This is a genomic window from Micromonospora sp. CNZ280 (assembly GCF_011759515.1).
The window spans coordinates 1,353,148-1,374,175 of record NZ_JAAOYP010000002.1 but is presented as its reverse complement, the minus strand read 5'-3'; the positions used below and the strand labels follow the sequence as shown (position 1 = coordinate 1,374,175).

Below are 21,028 nucleotides of genomic sequence, written 5' to 3'. Positions count from 1 at the left end.
TTGAGCGCCGGGCGGCCACGGGGGGAGCCGCCCGGCGACGGGGTGAATCGTACACGCGCCGGGGCGGTCCCGGTAAGCCCGTGATCGGCGATTCGGCGTGCGGGGACGGTGCGGCGAAAATCGCCTTCTCCCCACCTCGGCTCTCAGCCGGGCATGCGAGTCTTGATACGCACCACCCCGCGACGACCGACCATGCTGTGGAGGACCGGTGGCCCAGCCGACCACGCCCGACGTACCGACCCCGAACGGGGCGGGCCCGGAGACCACCGCGCCGGCGACCACGCCGGCCGAGGACGCGACCCTGCTCGAGCGGGCGTTGTTCGAGATCAAACGGGTGATCGTCGGGCAGGACCGGATGGTGGAGCGGATGTTCGTGGCGCTGCTCGCCCGCGGCCACTGCCTGCTGGAGGGGGTGCCCGGCGTGGCCAAGACGCTCGCCGTGGAGACCCTCGCCAAGGTGGTCGGCGGCTCCTTCGCCCGGGTGCAGTTCACCCCCGACCTGGTGCCGGCCGACATCATGGGCACCCGCATCTACCGGCAGTCGAGCGAGAAGTTCGACGTCGAGCTGGGGCCGGTCTTCGTGAACTTCCTGCTCGCCGACGAGATCAACCGGGCGCCGGCCAAGGTGCAGTCGGCGCTGCTGGAGGTAATGAGCGAGCGGCAGGTCTCCATCGGTGGCGAGTCGCACCGGGTGCCGGACCCGTTCCTGGTGATGGCGACGCAGAACCCGATCGAGCAGGAGGGCGTCTACCCGCTGCCCGAGGCGCAGCGGGACCGCTTCCTCATGAAGATCGTGGTCGGCTACCCGACCGACGCGGAGGAGCGGGAGATCGTCTACCGGATGGGCGTCGCCGCGCCGGAGCCGACCCCGGTGTTCAGCACCCCGGACCTGATCGCCCTGCAACGCAAGGCCGACCAGGTCTTCGTGCACAACGCCCTGGTCGACTACGCGGTCCGGCTGGTGCTGGCCACCCGGAGTCCGGCCGAGCACGGCATGCCGGACGTGGCCCAGCTCATCCAGTACGGCGCCAGCCCGCGCGCCTCGCTCGGCCTGGTCCGGGCCACCCGGGCGCTGGCCCTGCTGCGTGGCCGGGACTACGCGCTGCCGCAGGACGTGCAGGACATCGCGCCGGACATCCTGCGCCACCGGCTGGTGCTCAGCTACGACGCGCTCGCCGACGACGTGCCGGCCGACCACGTGGTGCACCGGGTGCTGTCCACCATCCCGTTGCCCTCGGTCGCGCCCCGGCAGCAGGCGACGCCGACGCCGGCCGCCGCCCCGCCGGGTGCCGGCTGGCCCGGGCAGCGGCCGTGACCTCACCCACCCGTCGACCCCTCGGCGCCCCCGCCGACCGCAGCGAGGCCGTGCTGTCCCGGCTCCAACTGCTGGTCACCCGCAAGCTCGACGGCCTGCTCCAGGGCGACTACGCCGGGTTGCTGCCCGGGCCGGGCAGCGAGGCGGGGGAGTCTCGCGAGTACCGCCCCGGCGACGACGTACGCCGGATGGACTGGCCGGTCACCGCCCGCACGACGACGCCGCACGTGCGGCGTACGGTGGCCGACCGGGAGCTGGAGACGTGGCTCGCGGTGGACCTGTCGGCGAGCTTGGACTTCGGCACCGGCACGTGGCTCAAGCGCGACGTGGTGGTGGCCGCCGCGGCGGCGATCGCCCACCTCACCGTGCGCGGCGGCAACCGGATCGGCGCGGTGATCGGCAGCGGCGGCGGCGCCGCGGCCCCGACCGGCCGGTGGCGGGCCGCTGCGCCGGTCGCCGGTCCCGGGATCTACACCCGGCTGCCCGCCCGGTCCGGCCGCAAGGAGGCGCAGGGCCTGCTGCGGGCGATCGCCGGCACCGAGATCCGCCCCGGGCGTGGTGACCTGGGCCGGCTGATCGACATGCTGAACCGGCCGCCCCGGCGGCGGGGCGTCGCGGTGGTGGTCTCCGACTTCCTCGCCCCGCCGGCGCAGTGGGTCCGGCCGCTGCGCAAGCTGCGGGTCCGGCACGACGTGCTGGCCGTCGAGGTGGTCGACCCGCGCGAGCTGGAGCTGCCCGACGTCGGGGTGCTGCCGGTGGTCGACCCGGAGACCGGCGAGCTGCACGAGGTGCAGACCGCCGACCCGGCGCTGCGGCACCGCTACGCGGCGGCGGCGGCCGCCCAGCGCGCGGAGATCTCCGCCGCGCTGCGCTCCGCCGGCGCCGCCCACCTGCGACTGCGTACGGACCGAGACTGGCTGCTGGACATGGTGCGCTTCGTGGCCGCGCAGCGGCACGCCCGCACCCGGGGGACGACACGATGATCCGTTTTCTGCAACCGTGGTGGCTGCTGGCCGTGCTGCCGGTGCTCGCCCTGGCCGCGTTCTACGTCTGGCGGCAGCTGCACCGCCGGGCGTACGCCATCCGATTCACCAACGTCGACCTGCTGCGCACCCTCGCCCCGAAGGGGCTGGGCTGGCGGCGGCACGTGCCGGCCACCGCGTTCCTGCTCTGCCTGCTGGTGCTGGCCACCGCGCTGGCCCGGCCGGCGGTGGACACCAAGCAGCCGCTGGAGCGGGCGACCGTCATGCTCGCCATCGACGTGTCGCTGTCCATGCAGGCCGACGACGTGGCGCCGAACCGGCTGGAGGCGGCCCAGGAGGCGGCCAAGCAGTTCGTCGGCGAGCTGCCCGAGACCTACAACCTCGGGGTGGTCTCGTTCGCCAAGGCGGCCAACGTGCTGGTGCCGCCGACCAAGGACCGGGAGGCGGTGACCAGCGCGATCGACGGGCTGGTGCTGGCCGAGGCGACCGCGACCGGGGAGGCCGTCTTCACCTGCCTGGAGGCGATCCGCTCGGTGCCCGCCGATGGCGCCGCCGGGATCCCGCCGGCGCGCATCGTGCTGCTGTCCGACGGGTTCCGCACCTCCGGCCGGTCGGTGGAGGAGGCGGCCGCCGCGGCCCAGGCGGCCAACGTGCCGGTCTCCACCATCGCCTTCGGCACCGACGCCGGTCAGGTGGACATCGGCGGTCAGCTCCAGCGGGTGCCGGTGGACCGGCTGGCCCTGGCCGAGCTGGCGGAGACCACCGAGGGCTACTTCTACGAGGCGGCCTCGGTGAGCGAACTGAAGCAGGTCTACCAGGACATGGGCAGCTCGATCGGGTTCCGTACCCAGCCCCGGGAGATCACCCAGTGGTACGCCGGGGTGGCCCTGCTGCTCGCCCTCTGCGCGGGGGCGCTGAGCCTGCTCTGGTCCTCCCGGATGCTGTGACCGGCGGCGCGCCCGCCCGTCTTCGGGGGCGCGCCGGGCCGGTGCGGGTCAGTGGCCCGCGCCGGCCAGGACGAAGACGACGGCGACCCAGACGGCGGCGAGGGTGAAGCCCAGCGGGGCGAGGTAGCGGCTCATGGTCAGCTCCGGGTGGCGGCTGGACGGCCCGGCGGGCGAAGGCGCGGACCGTGCGGGTGGATCAGGACGCACACACGAAGTCGTGACCGGGCGGCTCCCGGAGCGCCGGGTGGTGGGCGGCGCGGCACGACCGCCCCCGGCGGACGGCCGGGGAGCGGGCGGTGCGGGGAGCGGGATCGGGTCAGCTCACCTGCTGAGCCGTGGCTCAGCGGAGCGGACGTTCGGCCCGGCCACGACTGGGAGGATCGCTATCTCGCACAGCGATCACCTCCTGCGGTCGGCGGGGCCCGGAACGCGGGCCGCACGACGGCCCGCAAACGCCGATCATCGTACACCCGGCGCCGCAGGCCCCCGCACTCAGCCGACCGGGCGGGTGACCCCGTCCATCGGTGGGCGTCCGGCCGGCCGGGCGGTCGCCGACCCGCCGGTCGCCCGCCCGCGGACCAGCACCAGCAGCACGGCGGCCAGCACCGGCAACCAGCAGAGCCGGGCCGCCAACCAGCCGGGTCCGTCCGGCGCGGTGTGCAGCCCGGGCAGGGCGACGCCGGTGCGGGCGGCCAGCACCGTGACCCCGACCAGCACCGGCTGGTGCCAGAGGTAGACCCGCACCGCGTGGCGGTTGACCAGGCCCACCGCCCAGCCGGGCCAACTCCGCCCGGTCAGCCGGGCCAGCACCGGCCGGGCCGCCAGACCCACCCCGACCTGGGTCACCGCCAGGGCCACCGCGAGCAGCGACGGCGGGTGCAGGTTGGACACCGCCGCGCCGGGCACCCCGACCGCGCTGACCGGGTAGCCGAGCGCCAGCAGGCCGGCCAGCCCGGCGGCTCCGGCGCCGGCCAGCCCGAGCGCGGACCGCCGGCCGGCGAGCCGGCCGTCGGCGTGCGCCAGCCCCAGCAGGTAGGGCACCGCCCACGCGGCCAGCACGGCGACCGGCAGCCGCCCGGGGACCTGCGGATGGAGCCGGCCGGCCAGGTCGGCCACGGCCACCACGGCCACCGCCGGGAGGGCGCAGCGCAGCGGACCCCACCGGCGTACGGCGGCGCGCAGCGGTGCGGTCAGCGCCACCAGGACGAGCAGCGGCAGCAGGAACCACAGTGGACTGACGGTCAGCGTCAACGCCACCGACAGCGTGCCGTCCGGGGTGCCCAGCACGGTGGCGGCCAGCAGTACCGCCGCCCCGGTGCCGAGCAGCGCCACCGCCGGCAGCACCAGCCGGCGCAGCCGGCGGGCGAGCCAGGCCCGCCCGCTGGACTGCCGGGCCGCCGACCGGGCCGAGGCGTACCCGGCGGCGAAGAAGAACAACCCGAGCGTCTGCAGCAGCCAACTGGCCGGCGCCAGCGACGGCATCGCGGTCAGCGGGCTGGCCTGGGCCAGCGTGCCGTCCGGGGCGAGCACCAGGCCGGTGACCAGCCAGTGCCCGAGCACCACCCCGCCCACCGCGTACGCCCGCAGCGCGTCGACCGCGCGGTCCCGGCTCACCGGGCCGCTCCGCCCGCCGTCGCGGCACCGGCGGTGCCGGTGAGCACCACCGACGCCACCGCGTCGAGGGTGGCTCCGCCGGGACTCAGGTACCGGTCGTGCCCGGTCACCCCGGTCACCGGCAGCGGCCGGGCGCCGAAGGCCGGGTCGGCCGGCCGGATGCCGTGCCCCAGCCCGGGCAGGCGCAGTTGGGGCACCCGGCGGATCCAGTCCGTCTCCGCTTCAGCCGCCCAGACCCGTACGCCGCCGAGCCGGTCCGCCCGGTCGGTGCCGACGCCGATCCCGCCGAGGGTCACCACGTCGGTCACCTGTGTCGGCGCCCGCCGCGCGGCCAGCCCGACCACCAGCGCCCCGTAGCTGTGCCCGACCAGGGTGACCCGGGCCCGCGGCCGGCGCGCGGCCAGCTCGGCCAGCAGGTCGGACAGGGCGGCGGCGCCCCGCCGGGCGGCGCTCGTCCCGGCCGCCGTGAGCACCCCGTCGGGCGGGTCGTAACCGAGCCAGGCGAGCACGGCGACCCGGGCGCCGGGGTCGGCCGACCGCAGCGCGCCGTGCAGCTCGGCGGCCTGCACGGCCGGCGCACGCCGGGCCACCCCGCCCAGTCCCCGGTCGAAGTCGCGCAGCGTGCACCCCACCCCGGGCACCAGCACCGCGATCCGGTCCGCGCCGGCCAGGTCGCCGACCACCTCGACGGCCAGCCCGTCGCCGCGCGGGTCGAAGGCCAGGAACCGCCGGCCGCGCTCGGCCCAGTCGGCGTACGGCGCGCCGGCGGCCCGCATCGCCGCCGCCGTGGCCGGGTACCGGTCGACGAACCCGGCCGCGGCCACCGGGGCCGGCCGGGCCGGCAGCACCACCCCGGCGCCGAGCAGCGCGGCCAGCGTCACCTTCAGCACACCGTTGCACCGCATCACCGTGCTCCCTCCGTGTCGGTCACGGTGGGCAGCGTGCGGTGCCGGACGGTGCCGGCGCGTCACCCCGGGGAGCCATCCCCGGCCCGGTACCGGGGAGCTATTCCCCGGCGGCCACCAGACCCGTCTCGTACGCCAGCACCACGGCCTGCGCGCGGTCGCGCAGGCCCAGCTTGGCCAGGATCCGGCCGACGTGGGTCTTCACGGTCTGCTCGGCGACCACCAGGTCGGCGGCGATCTCGGTGTTCGACCGGCCGCGGGCGATCAGCCGCAGCACCTCGGTCTCCCGCGGGGTCAGCGCGGCCAGTTCGGTGGGGCGGGGGCGGCGCCGCTCCGGCCGGGCCGCGAACTCGGCGATCAGCCGGCGGGTGACCGCCGGGGCGAGCAGCGCGTCGCCACCGGCCACCACCCGGACCGCGTGCACCAGGTCGGCGGCCGGGGCGTCCTTGAGCAGGAAGCCGCTGGCCCCGGCGCGGAGCGCCTCGTAGACGTAGTCATCCAGGTCGAAGGTGGTCAGGATGAGCACCCGGGGACGCTCGGCGGGGCGGTCGCCGAGCAGCTTGCGGGTGGCCGCCAGCCCGTCCAGCACCGGCATCCGCACGTCCATCAGCACCACGTCGGGGTCGAGCCGGCGGGCCGCCTCGACCGCCTGTGCCCCGTCCGCGGCGTCGCCGACCACCAGCAGGTCCGGCTGGGCGGCCAGCAGCGCGCCGAAGCCCTGCCGGACCATCGCCTGGTCGTCGGCGATCAGCACCCGGATCATCCCGTCCCGTCCTCCCCGTCGCAGGGCAGCACCGCGACCACGGCGTACCCGCCGTCGTCGGTCGGCCCGGCGGTGAACGTACCGCCCAGCGACACGGCGCGTTCCCGCATGCCGGTCAGCCCGTGCCCGGCCCGGCCGCCGCCCCCGGTGGCCGGGGCGTCGCCCCGGTCGTTGGCCACCCGGACCTCCAGGTCGCCGGCCGCGCCCCGGATCGTCGCCCGCACCGCGGCGCCGGAGGCGTGCCGGGCCGCGTTGGCCAGCGCCTCCTGCACGATCCGGTACGCGGCCAGCCCGACCGGCGCCGGCGGTTCGGCGGGCACGTCGACCTCCAGGGTCACCGTCATGCCGGCCCGCCGGGCGGCCTCGACCAGCGCCGGCACGTCCGGCAGCCCGGGCTGTGGCGCGGTCTCCGGATCCGCCGCCTCGCTGCGCAGCACGCCGAGCAGCCGGCGCATGTCGGTCAGCGCTTCCCGGGCGGCGCCGGCGATGGCGGTGAACTCGGCCCGCGCGGGCTCCGGCACGGCGTCGAGCCGGTACGGCGCGGTCTCCGCCCGCACCGCGATCATCGACATGTGGTGGGCGACCACGTCGTGCAGTTCCCGGGCGATCCGGGTGCGTTCCTCCAGCACCGCCCGGCGGGCCTGCTCCAGCTCGCTCCGCTCGGCCTGCTCGACCAGTGCCCGCCGGGTGAGCACGTTGCGCCGCACCAGGTCGCCGAGGAGGAGCAGCACGACGAAGAGCAGGATGATGCCGACCTGGTTGCGCGGCGCGACGAAGATCCAGACCGGGATGATGCTGATCAGCCCGATCCAGGCCAGCACGACGCGGTCGACCCGCGCCGCCACCGCGGTCAGCACGACGATGATGACGAGGATCTGGGTGGGGCTCCACGGCCAGTCGTCCGTCGGCCGCCGGTTGAAGGTGCCGAACAGCTGCCCGACGAACATGATCCGCCAGGCCCACAGCGGTCGGGCCAGCAGGATCGGCAGCGGCGCGACGGTGAGAATCGCGATCAGCCATGCGGTGGCGGCGGGCAGTTCTCGTGAGTCGATCAGGAACGCCGCGGTGACCAGGGTCAGCCCGACCAGCGCCAGCAGCCCGACCGTCGGCGCGACGGCGGCCGTTCGGCGCCAGCGGCCCAGTGGTGGCCGGACCGGTGGGTAGTCCGGCCCGACCGCGAGGCGGCGAAGGCCGGCCAGGGCGGCACGGGCGGGACTGCGGTCCATCCCCCGCAGGGTAGTTCGGCGGGACGCTCCGGTCGTGCTCCCGCAGGATGATCCAGCGGGTCGTACCTCGGTATGACGTCGGGCGGGTTAGTGATTACCGTGCGGTAACGCCTAGTCTCCAAGCCGCACGATCTTCGGAGAGGAACCCACCGTGGCTCGAACAGTGCTGGTTACCGGAGGTAACCGCGGGATCGGCCTGGCCATCGCGCAGGCCTTCGCCAAGCAGGGCGACCGGGTGGCGGTGACGCACCGCGGCGGCGAGCCGCCGGAGGGGCTGTACGGGGTCCGGTGCGACGTCACCGACTCCGACTCGGTCGACGCCGCCTTCACCGCCGTCGAGGCCGAGCTGGGGCCGGTCGAGGTGCTGGTGGCCAACGCCGGCATCACCGACGACACGCTGCTGCTGCGGATGTCCGAAGAGCAGTTCACCAGCGTGCTGGACACCAACCTGACCGGCGCGTACCGGTGCGCCAAGCGCGCCTCGGGCAAGATGCTGCGGGCCAGGTGGGGCCGCATGATCTTCATCTCCTCGGTGGTCGGCCTCTCCGGCGGCGCCGGCCAGGTCAACTACGCCGCCAGCAAGGCCGGCCTGGTCGGGGTGGCCCGTTCGATCACCCGCGAGCTGGGCAGCCGCAACATCACCGCGAACATGGTGGCCCCCGGCTTCATCGACACGGACATGACCGCCGTGCTGTCCGAGGAGCGCCGGGCGGAGATCCGCAAGTCGATCCCGGCGGGCCGGATGGCCAGCCCCGACGAGGTCGCCGCGGCGGTCACCTGGCTGGCCGGGGACGGCGCCGGGTACATCTCGGGCGCGGTGATCCCGGTCGACGGCGGCCTGGGCATGGGTCACTGAGCACCGGTCACTCGAGAAAGTACGGAGGAACCCCTGTATGTCCGGACTGCTGGCCGGTAAGCGACTGCTCGTCACCGGCGTGATCACCGACGCCTCGATCGCCTTCTCGGTGGCGAAGCTCGCTCAGGAGAACGGCGCCCAGGTCGTGCTCACCGGCTTCGGCCGGCTCTCCCTGGTGGAACGGATCGCCAAGCGGTTGCCCGAACCGGCCCCGGTGATCGAGCTGGACGTCACCAACGCCGAGCACCTCGCCGGGCTCGCCGACAAGGTACGCGAGCACGTCGACGGCCTGGACGGGCTGGTGCACTCGATCGGCTTCGCCCCGCAGAGCTGCCTTGGCGGCGGCTTCCTCGACGCCCCGTGGGAGGACGTGGCCACCGCGCTGCAGGTCTCCACGTACTCGTACAAGTCCCTCGCGATGGCGGCGCTGCCGCTGATGTCTCCCGGCAGCGCGGTGGTCGGCCTGACCTTCGACGCCACCAAGGCGTGGCCGGTCTACGACTGGATGGGCGTGGCCAAGGCCGGGCTGGAGTCCGCCTCCCGCTACCTCGCCCTGCACCTCGGCAAGCAGGGCATCCGCAGCAACCTGGTCGCCGCCGGGCCGCTGCGCACCATGGCCGCGAAGTCGATCCCCGGGTTCGAGCAGTTCGAGGACGCCTGGGCCGAGCGCGCCCCGCTGGGCTGGAACCTCACCGACCAGGAGCCGACGGCCCGGGCCTGCCTGGCGCTGCTCTCCGACTGGTTCCCGGCCACCACCGGCGAGATCGTGCACGTCGACGGCGGCTACCACGCCATCGGCGCCTGAGCCGCACCGGCCGGCGTTCCGGGCCGCCCGGGACGCCGGCCGCCGGGGGGTCGTCCGGCTCACGCATCCCGGGGGCGTCGCCGACCCGGCGCCGGCCGCGGGCAAGAATGGGCCCATGGCGTACGACGCGGTGGTGCTGGTGTCCTTCGGCGGCCCGGAGCGGCCGGAGGACGTGATGCCGTTCCTGCAGAACGTGACCCGGGGCCGGGGCGTGCCGCCGGAGCGGCTGGCCGAGGTCGCCGAGCACTACCAGCACTTCGGTGGGGTGTCCCCGATCAACCAGCAGAGCCGCGACCTGCTCGCCGCGATCCGGGCCGACTTCGCCGCCCACGGCCTCGACCTGCCGGTCTACTGGGGCAACCGCAACTGGCACCCGATGCTCGCGGACACCGTCACCCAGATGCGCGACGACGGGGTGACCCGGGCGCTCGCCTTCGTCACCAGCGCGTTCGGCGGCTACTCGTCCTGCCGGCAGTACCAGGACGACATCGCCGCGGCCCGCGCCGCGGTCGGCCCGGACGCCCCGCTGATCGACAAGCTGCGCCAGTTCTGGGACCACCCCGGCTTCGTCGAGCCGCACGTCGACGCCGTCCGGGCGGCCCTGGCCCAGCTCGACCCGGCGAAGTGGGCCGGCACCCGGCTGGTCTTCACCGCCCACTCCGTGCCGACCTCGATGGCCGCCAACGCCGGTCCGCACGGCGGCCGGTACGAGGCGCAGCTGCACGAGGTGGCCCGGCTGGTCCACGCGGCGGCCGCCCCGGACCTGCCCTGGGACCTGGTCTGGCAGAGCCGCTCCGGCCCGCCGCAGGTGCCGTGGCTGGAGCCGGACGTCAACGACCACCTCGCCGCGCTCGCCGCCGCCGGCGACACCACCGCGGTGGTGGTCAGCCCGATCGGCTTCGTCTCCGACCACCTCGAGGTGGTGTGGGACCTGGACACCGAGGCGCGCGAGACGGCCAAGCAGCACGGCCTCGACTTCGTCCGGGCCGGCACCCCCGGCACCGATCCCCGGTTCGTGGCGATGGTGCGCGAGCTGGTCCTGGAGCGGATCGAGCCGGACGGCATCACCCGGCGCCGCCGCCTCGGCGAGCTGCCGATGTGGGACACCTGCCCGACGGTGTGCTGCGTGCCCACCCGCCGCCCCTCCTGACCCCGGCGGACGACCCGCCCCGACGACCCCTGGGACGACACCATGCATGAGCGCAGGACCGTGGAGAGCTGGCTGACCGACATGGACGGCGTGCTCGTGCACGAGGGGCAGCCGGTGCCCGGCGCGCCGGAGTTCGTCAAGAAGCTCCGTGCCTCCGGCAAGCCGTTCCTGGTACTCACCAACAACTCCATCTACACGCCCCGGGACCTGCGGGCCCGGCTGGGCCGGATGGGGCTCGACGTGCCGGAGGAGGCGATCTGGTCGTCCGCGCTGGCCACCGCGCAGTTCCTGGCCGACCAGCGGCCGGGCGGCACCGCGTACGTGATCGGGGAGGCCGGGCTGACCACCGCGCTGCACGCGGTCGGCTACGTGCTGTCCGACTTCGCGCCGGACTACGTGGTGCTGGGGGAGACCCGCACCTACAGCTTCGAGGCGATCACCAAGGCGATCCGGCTGATCAACGACGGGGCCCGGTTCATCTGCACCAACCCGGACGCCACCGGCCCGTCGGTGGAGGGAGCGCTGCCGGCCGCCGGCTCGGTCGCCGCGATGATCTCCAAGGCGACCGGGGTGGAGCCGTACTTCGTCGGCAAGCCGAACCCGATGATGATGCGCTCGGCGCTCAACACGATCGACGCGCACTCCGAGTCGACGGCGATGATCGGCGACCGGATGGACACCGACATCCTCTGCGGCCTGGAGGCCGGGCTGGAGACCATCCTGGTGCTCACCGGGATCAGCACCCGCGCCGAGGCGGAGCGCTACCCGTACCGGCCGTCGCGGATCGTCGACTCCGTCGCCGACCTGCTCGACGAGGTCTGACCGGCGGCCGTCAGCGTGCCTCCCGTCAGGGGCGCAGCGGGGCGTTGCAGGCGGCCACCAGCGCCTGCCGGCAGGCCGCGGTGAGCGGGCGCAGCGCGGCGTCGCGCTGCTGGGCCTCGTAGTTGTTGATCGCCCCGCCCGGCGCGGCGTGCCCGGCCAGGGCCAGCACCCGGTCCAGCACGGCGGCCCGGGCGAAGAGCCGGCGGGCGCGCGGGTCGAACCCGGGCGGCAGGTCGGTGGTGCCGTCCGGCCGGCGCAGCGCCTCCAGCGCCCCGGCCAGCTCGGGCCGCCACTGCGCCACGTCGAGCCGGGTCAGCGCCGCCGTCGTCTCGGCCAGCGCGGCGGCCAGTTCCGCCTCGGCCTCGGCCGCCCCGGGCAGCGACAGCGAGGCCGCCGGCGCGTCCGCCGGCAGCGGGTAGACCCGCCACAGCACCGTCTCGAAGGTGTCGCCGGAGCCGGAGGTGTGTGTGCGTACCTCGGGGATCAGCCCGAGGCCCCCGGCCACCACCGCCTCGCCGGCGAGCAGCGCCGCGCCGGCGAAATCGCCCGGCCCGGGCAGCCCGCGCGGGTCGCCCGGCGCGGGCAGCACCAGCCGGATCTCGTCCGGCGAGAGCTTGGCCAGGGTCGGCAGCGCGTCGCGCAGCGACACGTCCGTCCAGGTGCCGGGCGCGTCCGCGACGAGGTGCTCCTCGGCGCCGGCGATCGCGTCGGCGACCTCGTCGAAGGGGACCAGCCCGGCGCGCCACGCGCGCACCCAGGCGACGAACCGGCTCGACCGGCGCGGCGCGAGTGTGGCCGCACCCGCTGCGGGGGTGGACATGCCGAAAGGGTACGTGGTCTCCGCCGCCCCTGTCTCGACTGCCGCTCCGACCGTTCCTTCTGCCGTCGATCATGGCATTGTGGTGGGCGGATCGTCGATGTCTGCCGGGTTTGCCGGCTACCCCCGGGACCGCATGATCGACCCGCCGCCGGCCCGCCGGCCGTCGGCGTGTCGGGTGCGGGGGTGCGGACGGCCGGTTAGCTTGATCGGCATGGCTGGGCGGTATGCGGACGACGTGCTGGCGGGGGACTGGCGGCGGCGGAAGGTCACCCCCGAGGTCGACGCGGAACCGGACCTCGTGGTCGAGGACGCCGAATCCGGGTTCTGCGGCGCGGTGGTCGGCTTCGAGTCCGGCGCGGTGGTGCTGGAGGACCGGCACGGTCGCCGGCGCAACTTCCCGCTGCTGCCGGCCGCGTTCCTGCTCGACGGCCAGCCGGTGACGTTGCGCCGCCCGGCCCGCGCCCCGGTCCCGGCCGCCCGCCGCCGCACCGCCTCCGGTTCGATCGCCGTCGACGGGGTACGCGCCCAGGTCGCCAAGGCCAGCCGGATCTGGGTGGAGGGCATCCACGACGCCGCCCTGGTCGAGCGGATCTGGGGCGACGACCTGCGGATCGAGGGCGTGGTGGTGGAGCCGCTGGACGGCATCGACGCGCTCGACGCCGAGGTGCGCGCGTTCGCCCCCGGCCCCGGCCGGCGGCTCGGCGTGCTGGTCGACCACCTGGTGCCCGGCTCCAAGGAGAGCCGGATCGTCGCCCAGGTGACCTCCCCGCACGTGCTGGTCACCGGGCATCCGTACGTGGACGTGTGGCAGGCGGTGAAGCCGAAGGCGCTGGGCATCCCGGCGTGGCCGGTGGTGCCGCCGGGGCGGCCGTGGAAGGAGGGCGTCTGCGCGGCCCTCGGGGTGGCCGAGCCGGCGGACATGTGGCGGCACATCCTGTCCCGGGTCGACAGCTTCGCCGACGTGGAGACGCCGCTGATCAACGCGATGGAACGCCTCATCGACTTCGTCACCGAACCCGCCTGACCAGGGTTGCGCTTGGGGCCGGCGCCCGCCTTCCGTCTGCGTGCGCAAGATCGTGCTCGATCCTTGATGGAGCGGCATCGGGTAGCTGGGAGGCCACTACATCCAGGTTGTCGCGCGATTTTGCGGCGCGGTGCGGCGGGTGGGGTGGTCAGGGTTCCTGGTCGGGGGTGCGGGTGAAGAGGAAGGTGGCGATGTCGAGGGCTGCCACCTGACCGGTGTCGTCGCGGAGCACGGCGAGGATCTCGCCGTTCTCCGGGCCGGAGCGGCCGCGCCACCGGTCCGTCCCCTCCGGGGCGAACCGGCTCACCCGCTCGCCGCGGACGTGTGCCACCAGCTCGCCGGTGGCGGCGTCCCAGGTCAGGTCGAGGGTGACCCCCATCCACCACCAGCGGCCGGTCACCACGGCGACCCCGGCCGGCGGGGCCGCGGCGGTCGGCTGCCAGGGCCGCGCGATCGCCGGCTCGGCGTCCAGCACGGTGGTGAGCACCCGCTGCCCGAGCGAGCCGATCCCGCCGCAGCGGAAGCCGTACGAGTTGGCGAAGCCGACCACGGCGGTGCGGGACGGGCGGTGTACGGCCAGGGCGGCCACGTAGCCGGGCATCGATCCGCCGTGCCCGACGTACACCCGGTCGCCCTCCCGGTAGAGCTCCAGGCCCAGGCCGTGCCCGACGCTCCACGAGTCGGGGTCGCTGATCACCACCGGCGCGCACATCTCGGTCAGCGTCTCCGCCGCCAGCACCCGCGGGTGGGGGTCGGCCAGGAAGGCGGCCCACCGGGCCAGGTCCTCGACGGTGGACCAGAGCTGCCCGGCCGGGGCCATCGCCCGGGTGTCGGTACGCGGCTCCTCCCGCAGCGTGTCGTGCCATGGGTGCACCACGTAGCCCCGGGCGAACGGCTCGGTCGCCGCGTACGTGGTGCGGCGCATGCCCAGCGGCTCCAGGATCCGCTGCCGCAGCAGGTCGGCCCACGGGGTGCCGGTGATCCGCTCCAGCGCCCCGCCGAGCAGCCCGTACGCCAGGTTCGAGTAGTGGTACCAGCGGTGCGGCGGGTAGGCGATCTTCTCGGCGGTCACACCCCGCAGCAGGGTGGCCAGGTCGACGCCCTCGGCGCGCTCCCACCACGGCCCGTCCGGCTCGCGCTGCAGGCCGCTGGCGTGCCCGAGCAACTGGCGCAGGGTGAGCGAGCCGACCGCGGTGCCGGGCAGGTGCTCCGCCAGCGGGTCGTCCAGCCGCAGCCGCCCGGCGTCGCGTTCCTGCATCACCAGGGTGGCGGTCATTGTCTTGCTGATCGAGCCGATCCGGTACTGCAGGTCCGCGTCCGGGCGGGGATGCTCGCCCGCCGTGGCGAGGTGGGCCAGCGCGCCGTCGCGCACCACCCCGATCACCAGCGACGGCGTACGGCCGGCCGACTGCGCGGCGGTGACCAGTTCGTCGATCTTCCGGGCGGTCTCCGGCAGCAGGGCCACGGCGTCTCCTCGTTCGGCCGGCGATGCGGTGCCGTCGAGCTTACTGATCATGGCGAAGAGGTCGCGCGTGCATTTCCGTGTCACGATCTAAGGGTGGACGCCGTGCTGTGGATCGTGTTGGGTGTGCTGCTGGCCGTCGCCGAGATCTTCACGACGACGCTCTTCCTGATCATGTTCGCGGCCGGTGCCTTCGCCGCGGCGGGTGCCGCGGCGCTGGGGGCGCCGGTCGGCGTGCAGGCGATCGTCTTCGCCGGGGTGTCGGCGCTGACCGTGCTGGCTGTCCGGCCGACCCTGCGCCGGCACCAGCGCTCCGCGCTCGCCAGCGGCGAGCAGCCGTTCGGGGTCGAGGCGATCGAGGGCAGCAGCGCGCTGGTGCTGGAGCGGGTCGACGCCGACAGCGGCCTCGTCAAGATCGACGGTGAGCTGTGGAGCGCCCGCTCGTACGACGCGGGTCAGGTCTTCGACCCGGGTGAACGGGTGCAGGTGATCCAGGTCCGGGGTGTGACCGCCCTGGTCTGGCGGGACGACGTTTCTTCTTCCGGCGAGCTACCTGACGCGAAAAGGTGAGTACATGGAACTCGTGTTCCCGGTCCTGCTGATAGCCGTGGCGCTGATCGCGGTGATCACCCTGGCCAAGGCGGTGCGGATCGTGCCGCAGCAGCGCCAGGACGTGGTGGAGCGGCTGGGCAAGTACAAGCGCACGCTGAACCCGGGGCTCAACCTCCTGGTGCCGTTCATCGACGCGGTGCGTACCAAGGTGGACATGCGCGAGCAGGTGGTCAGCTTCCCGCCCCAGCCGGTGATCACCTCCGACAACCTGGTGGTCTCGATCGACACCGTCCTCTACTTCAAGGTGGTCGACTCGGTCCGGGCCACGTACGAGATCTCGAACTTCCTCCAGGCGATCGAGCAGCTCACCGTCACCACACTGCGCAACGTGATCGGTTCGCTCGACCTGGAGCGGGCCCTGACCAGTCGTGAGGAGATCAACCGGCACCTGTCGGGCGTGCTCGACGAGACCACCGGCCGGTGGGGCATCAAGGTCACCCGGGTGGAGATCAAGGCGATCGAGCCGCCGCCGAGCATCCGCGACTCGATGGAGAAGCAGATGCGCGCCGAGCGGGACCGCCGCGCCGCCATCCTCAACGCGGAGGGGCACAAGCAGTCGCAGATTCTCACCGCCGAGGGTGAGAAGCAGGCCGCGGTGCTGCGCGCCGACGGTGACCGGCAGGCCCGGATCCTGCAGGCCGAGGGCCAGGCCAAGGCGATCCGGACCGTCTTCGACGCCATCCACCAGGCCAACCCGAGCCAGAAGGTGCTCGCCTACCAGTACCTCCAGGCCCTGCCGCAGATCGCCAACGGCACCGCGAACAAGGTCTGGATCGTGCCGGCGGAGCTGACCAAGGCCCTCGAGGGGATGGGCGGCGCGCTCGGCGGGCTGAGCCGGATGGTCGGCGACGAGCCAGCGCCGGAGGCCGCCGACGGGGCGAGCGAGGTTGAGCGCGAGGCGGCCGAGGCCGCGCAGGCGGCGGCCGCCGCGGCTCAGCAGATCCACGACGAGGTACGGGTCGCCGAGGCGCAGGCCACCGGCGGCAAGCCGCAGGGGCTGCCGGCGCCCGAGCCGGTCTCCCCGGCGAGCCTGCTCAACGATCCGGCCGACCAGCGCGAGCGCGGCTGACCGGTACGGCGACGCGGGTCGCCGGGCGTGCTCCGCCGCGGAGCACGCCCGGCGACCCGTTGCCGTTTCGGGACATCCGGCACGCCGGGCCCGATCGCGGCGCGTTTCGCCCGACGGCGGCCGCGCGGCTACCTGGGAATAACGCGAAAGCCACTCATGCCCCGCCCGACCGCTGCCACCATCGGTGCGAGGACGGGCGGTGACCAGGCAGCGGGCACCGGGGGGCGTCCAGCGCCGCTCGTCGGATGAGCGAGGTGACGCATGAAGGATCCGGCGAAGCGGGTGTGGTCCACGGCCCCGGTCCCCGGCGCGCACGACCCCACCGGGCCGCTCGGCGCCCGGCGTACCGGCGGGGGATTCGGGGTGCTGCCCTTCGTGGGTGAGCCGGGACCGGCCGGCCCCGCCACCAACGCCAGCTGGGCCTGGTCGGTGCGCCGCTTCGCCCGGGCGGCGGTGTGGCTGCTGCCCGCGTACGCCGTGCTCTACGGCGTGGTGTCGATGGCCAGCGACGGCGGGGTGGGCAACGACCCGTATCCGGCCGACGGCCGGCCGTTGTACCTGCTCGGCTGGGTGGGCGCGGTCTGGCTGGGGCTGCTCGCCCTGCTCGCGCTGACCGGGCTGCTGGCCGCGACCCGCAGCCGCCGGGTGGCCGCCACCGGGCTGCTGGTCAGCATCGCCGGCACGGTACTCATGCTGCCCTTCGCCGGCCTGGCGGAGCAGACCCCGGTCTTCGGCACCACCGCCCGGACCCTGGTGCTGGTCGGTGCGACCTGCTACAGCGCGGGGTGGGCCTTCACCGGCTGGTCGGTGGCCCGCTCGGGGATGTTCAGCATGGGCGACGGGGTGATGCTGATGATCGCCGCGCCGCTGCTCGGCCTGGGCGGCGCGCTGATCGGCTCGTTGCAGACCTTCGGGGCGATCTTCGTGTTGATCGCCGGCATCGGCATCGGCTACCGCTCCGGCCGGCTGGTCCCCGCCGACATCGCCCGCGACGCCGCCAGCGCCAGCCTCGCCACCCCCGCCCCGTCCACCCCCACCGGTCCCACCGGCCCCCTCCCCACCTGACCCGCGCCCTTGCCACGCCCGCTCGCCATCGCGTTGATCATGAGGGTTGCAGATCGACTTCGCCGTCAACCTCATGATCAACGAGGGTGGGCGGGGTGGGTGGGAGGTTGCTGGGAGGCGGCGGTGAGGTTGCTGACAGATGGGGAGCGGGGGTGGTCGGTTGGTGGCATTCGCGGTAATTCTGGGGACCATGGCCCCGCCCCGCTCGCCGCTGTCGCGGCTGTTCACCGTGCTGCTCGCCGGCGTGCTCGCCGGGCTCGTCCTCGCGGTCGCCGCGCTGCCGGGCAACCTGCTGTTCGGGTTCGCCGCCAAGGCGGCGCTCGGGTCGTACGCCGCGCTGCCGGAGGCGCTGCGCACCCCGGCCACGCCCCAGCGCTCCTACCTCTACGCCAACGACGGCAAGACGCTGATCACCACGTTCTACGACGTGAACCGCAGCGACGTCCCGCTGGCCGAGATCGCCCCGGTGATGCGGCAGGCGATCGTGGCGGCCGAGGACCGGCGGTTCTACTCGCACGGCGGGGCGGACCTGCGTGGGCTGTTCCGGGCGCTGGTGGCGAACGTCTCCGGAGGCGGCACCGAGCAGGGCGGCTCGACGCTGACCATGCAGTACGTCCGGAACGTGCTCAAGACCGACCCCAGCCGCACCGCCGAGGAACGCGCCGCGGCCACCGAGCAGACCGTCGGCCGCAAGCTCCAGGAGATCCGGTACGCGGGCGCGCTGGAGGAGCGGCTCAGCAAGGACGAGATCCTCAACCGCTACCTGAACATCGCGTACTTCGGTTCCGGGGCGTACGGCGTCGCGGCGGCCAGCCAGCGCTACTTCGCCAAGTCCCCGGCCGACCTCACCCTCGCCGAGGCGGCCCTGCTCGCCGGCCTGGTGCAGTCACCGGAGGCGTACAGCCCGATCGACGGTGACGCCGGGGCCGCGCTGGAGCGCCGCGGGTACGTGCTGGACTCGATGGTCGAGACCGGGGCGATCACCGCCGAGCAGGCGGCGCGGGCCAAGGCCGAGAAGCTGACCCTGCGTCCGACCGCGCAGCCGAACGGCTGCACCGCCGTCGCCCAGGGCCACGACGACTGGGGCTTCTTCTGCGACTACCTGCGGCAGTGGTGGCTGGCCCAGCCGGAGTTCGGCGCCACCGTCGAGGAACGCGAGCAGGCGCTGCGCCGCGGCGGCTACACCGTGGTGACCTCGCTGGACCCGCAGGTCCAGGCCACCGCGCAGCGGGAGGCCACCAAGATCTACGGGTACGGCAACAAGCGGGCCGTGCCGATCGCCGCCGTCGAGCCGGGCACCGGCCGGGTGCTGGCGATGGCGGTCAACCGGCACTACAGCCTCGACGCCAACCCGGACGGGCAGGCCAACCGCCCGAACACCGTCAACCCGCTGATCTCCGGCGGCGACAGCGTCGACGGCTACCAGGCCGGCTCGACGTTCAAGCTGTTCACCATGCTCGCCGCGCTGGAGGCCGGCAAGCCGCTGGCCACCGGCTTCGACGCGCCCAGCCGGCTGCCCACCCGGTACGCCGCCGAGGGCGAGAGCAGCTGCGACGGCCGGTGGTGCCCGGCCAACGCCAACCCGGAGTGGATGGACGGCTACCGGATGATGTGGGACGGCTTCGGCCGTTCGGTGAACACCTACTTCGTGTGGCTGGCCGAGCAGGTCGGGCCGGAGAAGGTGGTGCAGATGGCGCAGCGGCTCGGCATCACCTTCCGGGCCGACTCCGACGCCGAGTTCGCCCGCGAGCACGCCGAGAACTGGGGCTCGTTCACCCTGGGCGTGGCCGCCACCACCCCGCTGGACCTGGCCAACGCGTACGCCACCGTCGCGGCGGAGGGCACCTGGTGCGCGCCGCTGCCGGTGGTCTCGGTGACCGCACCGGACGGCGAGCGGGTGCCGGTCGGCGACCCCTCCTGCAAGCGGGTGCTCGACGCCGACGTGGCCCGGGCCGCCACCGACGCAGCCCGCTGCCCGGTCGGCCAGCAATCGCCGTACGGGCAGTGCAACGGCGGTACGGCCACCGCGGTGAACCGGATCCTCGACGGCCGCCCGGTCGCCGGCAAGACCGGTAGCTCCGAGCGGAACGCCACCGAGACCTTCGTCGGCTTCACCCCGCAGGTGGCGGTCGCCGGCATCGCCGCCAACCCCGACGACCCGACCGACTCGGTGGGCTCGGCGGTGCAGGCCCGGGTGATCGAGGCGGTCGCCCGGGTGATCGCCACCGCCGTCGACGGCAAGCCGGAGCAGGCGTTCGCCGCGCCCAGCCGGGAACTGGTCGGCGACCCGCGCCGCCCGGTCGAGCGACCCCCGGTCGTCCGGCCGTCCGACGAGCGGCGCCCCGCCGACGACGACCCGCTGGCCGACCTGCGCCGTTGGCTCGACCGCCGAGGCTGACCCGCCGCCCGCCGCCCGCCGCCCGCCGCCCGCCGCCGACGCGCGACCGAGGCCGCGTTCCGGTGAAGGCGTGGCCTCGGTCCGGCGGCAGGCCACACCGTCGTTGAGCCTGACCCGGTCCAGCCGGGGGCGGCGTTCGGAAAAATTTGGGAAGAGGCCGTCGCGGGCTGTCGGATCCGGCGGGGCCGCTCCGACCACCTGGCGAAGACGCCCACGAGGGGCGGCCGACACCAGGGGGAACAACGGATGCGGAAGATCGTCTACTACGTGCACCAGTCGCTCGACGGCTTCATCGAGGGCCCGAACGGCGAGTTCGACTGGCCGGTGATGGGGCCGGAGCTGTCCGCGTACTCCTTCGGCCTGCACGACCGGATCGAGGCGTTCCTCTACGGCCGGCGGGTGTGGGAGCTGATGTCCGCCTACTGGCCGCAGGTCGAGTCGATGTCGGACGACCCGCACGACCTGGCGTTCGCGCCGATCTGGCGGCGGACGCCGAAGGTGGTGGCCTCCCGGACGCTCACCGCCGCCGACTGGGACGCCCGGCTGATCGGCCGCGGCGACCTCGCCGAGGAGGTCGCCGCGCTCAAGGGCGAACCCGGCGGCGACCTGCTGCTCTCCGGCGGCGCCAACTTCGCGGGGGCGCTGACCGAGGCAGGGCTGATCGACGAGTACCACCTGGTGGTGCACCCGGTGGTGCTCGGCGGCGGCAAGCCGGTCTTCGCGGCCAAGGACCGGTTCGACCTGCGCCTGGTCGAGACCCGCGCCTTCGACGCGCGGTCCGTGCTGCTGCGCTACGACCGGGTCAACTGACCACCGCCGAAACCCCCGGTTGACGCCGGCCGCCCGGCGGGGCTTCGCCAGGCCGGGTGGCGGCGGGTCGCCGCCTGCGGTCAGCCGCGGCGGGGGCGGAAGGCGGCGACCGTGGCGGGCAGCCCGCGGCGGACGATCCCGGCCCAGTCGGAGTCGCCATGCAGCATCGCCGCCGCCGTCCTGCGCGCCTGGCCGGCGGTGAAGTGCGGCGGCAGCATCAGCTCGGCCGGGTCCACCAGCGCGTTGATCACCACCGCGAACTTGGCCGACAGGGCGTACGGCATGGCGCCGCCCATGGACTGCAGCGTGCCGGAGAGGCTGGCCGGCATGCCGGGGCGGACCTGGACGTGCCGGGCGTACCAGGCGCCCGCCACCCGTCACC

At 74.6% G+C, this 21,028-nt stretch carries 20 protein-coding genes and 1 pseudogene; 13 read left to right on the top strand and 8 right to left on the bottom strand.

The window, feature by feature from the left end; translation table 11 throughout:
* Positions 1 to 208: 208 nt before the first annotated feature.
* From FHX32_RS21120 to FHX32_RS21110, 3 genes are read left to right on the top strand one after another with little or no spacing between them, the layout of a single operon-like run.
* The gene (locus tag FHX32_RS21120) at positions 209 to 1,315 is read left to right on the top strand and encodes an AAA family ATPase (protein WP_167185699.1); all 1,107 of its coding nucleotides are present in this window, start codon (positions 209 to 211) and stop codon (positions 1,313 to 1,315) included.
* Entirely contained in the window at positions 1,294 to 2,298 is a 1,005-nt protein-coding gene (locus FHX32_RS21115; protein ID WP_167186361.1) for a DUF58 domain-containing protein, read from the top strand. The genes FHX32_RS21120 and FHX32_RS21115 overlap by 22 nt, the downstream gene beginning before the upstream one ends.
* Positions 2,295 to 3,245: a VWA domain-containing protein gene (locus FHX32_RS21110; RefSeq protein WP_167185696.1), complete on the top strand. Its 951-nt coding sequence runs from the start codon at positions 2,295 to 2,297 to the stop codon at positions 3,243 to 3,245. The genes FHX32_RS21115 and FHX32_RS21110 overlap by 4 nt, the downstream gene beginning before the upstream one ends.
* A 48-nt stretch (positions 3,246 to 3,293) precedes the next feature.
* Here the strand turns inward: FHX32_RS21110 and FHX32_RS21105 are convergent, their stop codons facing one another.
* From FHX32_RS21105 to FHX32_RS21085, 5 genes are all read right to left on the bottom strand, one after another.
* Positions 3,294 to 3,452 (bottom strand): hypothetical protein, encoded by a 159-nt coding sequence (locus tag FHX32_RS21105; RefSeq protein WP_167182784.1) that lies wholly within the window; start codon positions 3,450 to 3,452, stop codon positions 3,294 to 3,296.
* Between the two features lie 285 nt (positions 3,453 to 3,737).
* Positions 3,738 to 4,859 carry an acyltransferase family protein gene (locus FHX32_RS21100; protein WP_167185693.1) on the bottom strand — a complete coding sequence of 374 codons (1,122 nt, stop codon included), beginning with the start codon at positions 4,857 to 4,859 and terminating at the stop codon, positions 3,738 to 3,740.
* Positions 4,856 to 5,764 carry an alpha/beta hydrolase gene (locus FHX32_RS21095; RefSeq protein WP_167185690.1) on the bottom strand — a complete coding sequence of 303 codons (909 nt, stop codon included), beginning with the start codon at positions 5,762 to 5,764 and terminating at the stop codon, positions 4,856 to 4,858. The genes FHX32_RS21100 and FHX32_RS21095 overlap by 4 nt, the downstream gene beginning before the upstream one ends.
* 100 nt (positions 5,765 to 5,864) lie before the next feature.
* Positions 5,865 to 6,527: a response regulator transcription factor gene (locus FHX32_RS21090; protein WP_167185687.1), complete on the bottom strand. Its 663-nt coding sequence runs from the start codon at positions 6,525 to 6,527 to the stop codon at positions 5,865 to 5,867.
* Positions 6,524 to 7,753: a histidine kinase gene (locus FHX32_RS21085; RefSeq protein ID WP_167185684.1), complete on the bottom strand. Its 1,230-nt coding sequence runs from the start codon at positions 7,751 to 7,753 to the stop codon at positions 6,524 to 6,526. Before FHX32_RS21085 ends, FHX32_RS21090 begins: the two co-directional genes overlap by 4 nt.
* Positions 7,754 to 7,904: 151 nt before the next feature.
* Here FHX32_RS21085 and fabG point away from each other — a divergent pair, with 151 nt between their 5' ends.
* The 4 genes from fabG (at position 7,905) to FHX32_RS21065 (ending at position 11,386) form a co-directional block, all read left to right on the top strand.
* Positions 7,905 to 8,609 carry a beta-ketoacyl-ACP reductase gene (gene fabG, locus FHX32_RS21080; RefSeq protein ID WP_167185681.1) on the top strand — a complete coding sequence of 235 codons (705 nt, stop codon included), beginning with the start codon at positions 7,905 to 7,907 and terminating at the stop codon, positions 8,607 to 8,609.
* A 37-nt stretch (positions 8,610 to 8,646) separates the two neighbouring features.
* Entirely contained in the window at positions 8,647 to 9,414 is a 768-nt protein-coding gene (fabI, locus tag FHX32_RS21075) for an enoyl-ACP reductase FabI (protein ID WP_167185678.1), read from the top strand.
* Between the two features lie 115 nt (positions 9,415 to 9,529).
* Complete coding sequence (locus FHX32_RS21070; RefSeq protein ID WP_167185675.1) at positions 9,530 to 10,564, top strand: ferrochelatase; 1,035 nt, start codon at positions 9,530 to 9,532, stop codon at positions 10,562 to 10,564.
* A 42-nt stretch (positions 10,565 to 10,606) separates the two neighbouring features.
* Positions 10,607 to 11,386, top strand: coding sequence for an HAD-IIA family hydrolase (locus tag FHX32_RS21065; RefSeq protein WP_109898943.1), 780 nt, complete (start codon positions 10,607 to 10,609; stop codon positions 11,384 to 11,386).
* 25 nt (positions 11,387 to 11,411) lie between these two features.
* Here the strand turns inward: FHX32_RS21065 and FHX32_RS21060 are convergent, their stop codons facing one another.
* Entirely contained in the window at positions 11,412 to 12,206 is a 795-nt protein-coding gene (locus FHX32_RS21060; RefSeq protein WP_167185672.1) for a hypothetical protein, read from the bottom strand.
* A 211-nt stretch (positions 12,207 to 12,417) separates the two neighbouring features.
* Here FHX32_RS21060 and FHX32_RS21055 point away from each other — a divergent pair, with 211 nt between their 5' ends.
* Positions 12,418 to 13,230, top strand: coding sequence for a DUF3097 domain-containing protein (locus FHX32_RS21055; RefSeq protein ID WP_167185669.1), 813 nt, complete (start codon positions 12,418 to 12,420; stop codon positions 13,228 to 13,230).
* Positions 13,231 to 13,378: 148 nt separating this feature from the next.
* Here the strand turns inward: FHX32_RS21055 and FHX32_RS21050 are convergent, their stop codons facing one another.
* Positions 13,379 to 14,695 carry a serine hydrolase domain-containing protein gene (locus FHX32_RS21050; RefSeq protein WP_167186358.1) on the bottom strand — a complete coding sequence of 439 codons (1,317 nt, stop codon included), beginning with the start codon at positions 14,693 to 14,695 and terminating at the stop codon, positions 13,379 to 13,381.
* Positions 14,696 to 14,788: 93 nt separating this feature from the next.
* Here FHX32_RS21050 and FHX32_RS21045 point away from each other — a divergent pair, with 93 nt between their 5' ends.
* From FHX32_RS21045 to FHX32_RS21025, 5 genes are all read left to right on the top strand, one after another.
* Complete coding sequence (locus tag FHX32_RS21045) at positions 14,789 to 15,262, top strand: NfeD family protein (protein ID WP_167185665.1); 474 nt, start codon at positions 14,789 to 14,791, stop codon at positions 15,260 to 15,262.
* Between the two features lie 4 nt (positions 15,263 to 15,266).
* The gene (locus FHX32_RS21040; protein WP_167185662.1) at positions 15,267 to 16,373 is read left to right on the top strand and encodes an SPFH domain-containing protein; all 1,107 of its coding nucleotides are present in this window, start codon (positions 15,267 to 15,269) and stop codon (positions 16,371 to 16,373) included.
* A 261-nt stretch (positions 16,374 to 16,634) separates the two neighbouring features.
* Positions 16,635 to 17,438 (top strand): hypothetical protein, encoded by an 804-nt coding sequence (locus FHX32_RS21035; protein WP_167185659.1) that lies wholly within the window; start codon positions 16,635 to 16,637, stop codon positions 17,436 to 17,438.
* A gap of 190 nt (positions 17,439 to 17,628) precedes the next feature.
* A complete protein-coding gene (locus tag FHX32_RS21030; protein ID WP_167185656.1) occupies positions 17,629 to 19,836 on the top strand; it encodes a transglycosylase domain-containing protein in 2,208 nt (735 codons plus the stop codon).
* Between the two features lie 246 nt (positions 19,837 to 20,082).
* On the top strand, positions 20,083 to 20,646 hold the full coding sequence (locus FHX32_RS21025) for a dihydrofolate reductase family protein (RefSeq protein WP_167185652.1): 564 nt from the start codon (positions 20,083 to 20,085) through the stop codon (positions 20,644 to 20,646).
* 80 nt (positions 20,647 to 20,726) lie between these two features.
* On the opposite strand, the pseudogene FHX32_RS21020 reads toward FHX32_RS21025, so the two are convergent.
* A pseudogene (locus tag FHX32_RS21020) lies at positions 20,727 to 21,011 on the bottom strand (hypothetical protein); the annotation flags it as partial.
* Between the last annotated feature and the right edge of the window lie 17 nt (positions 21,012 to 21,028).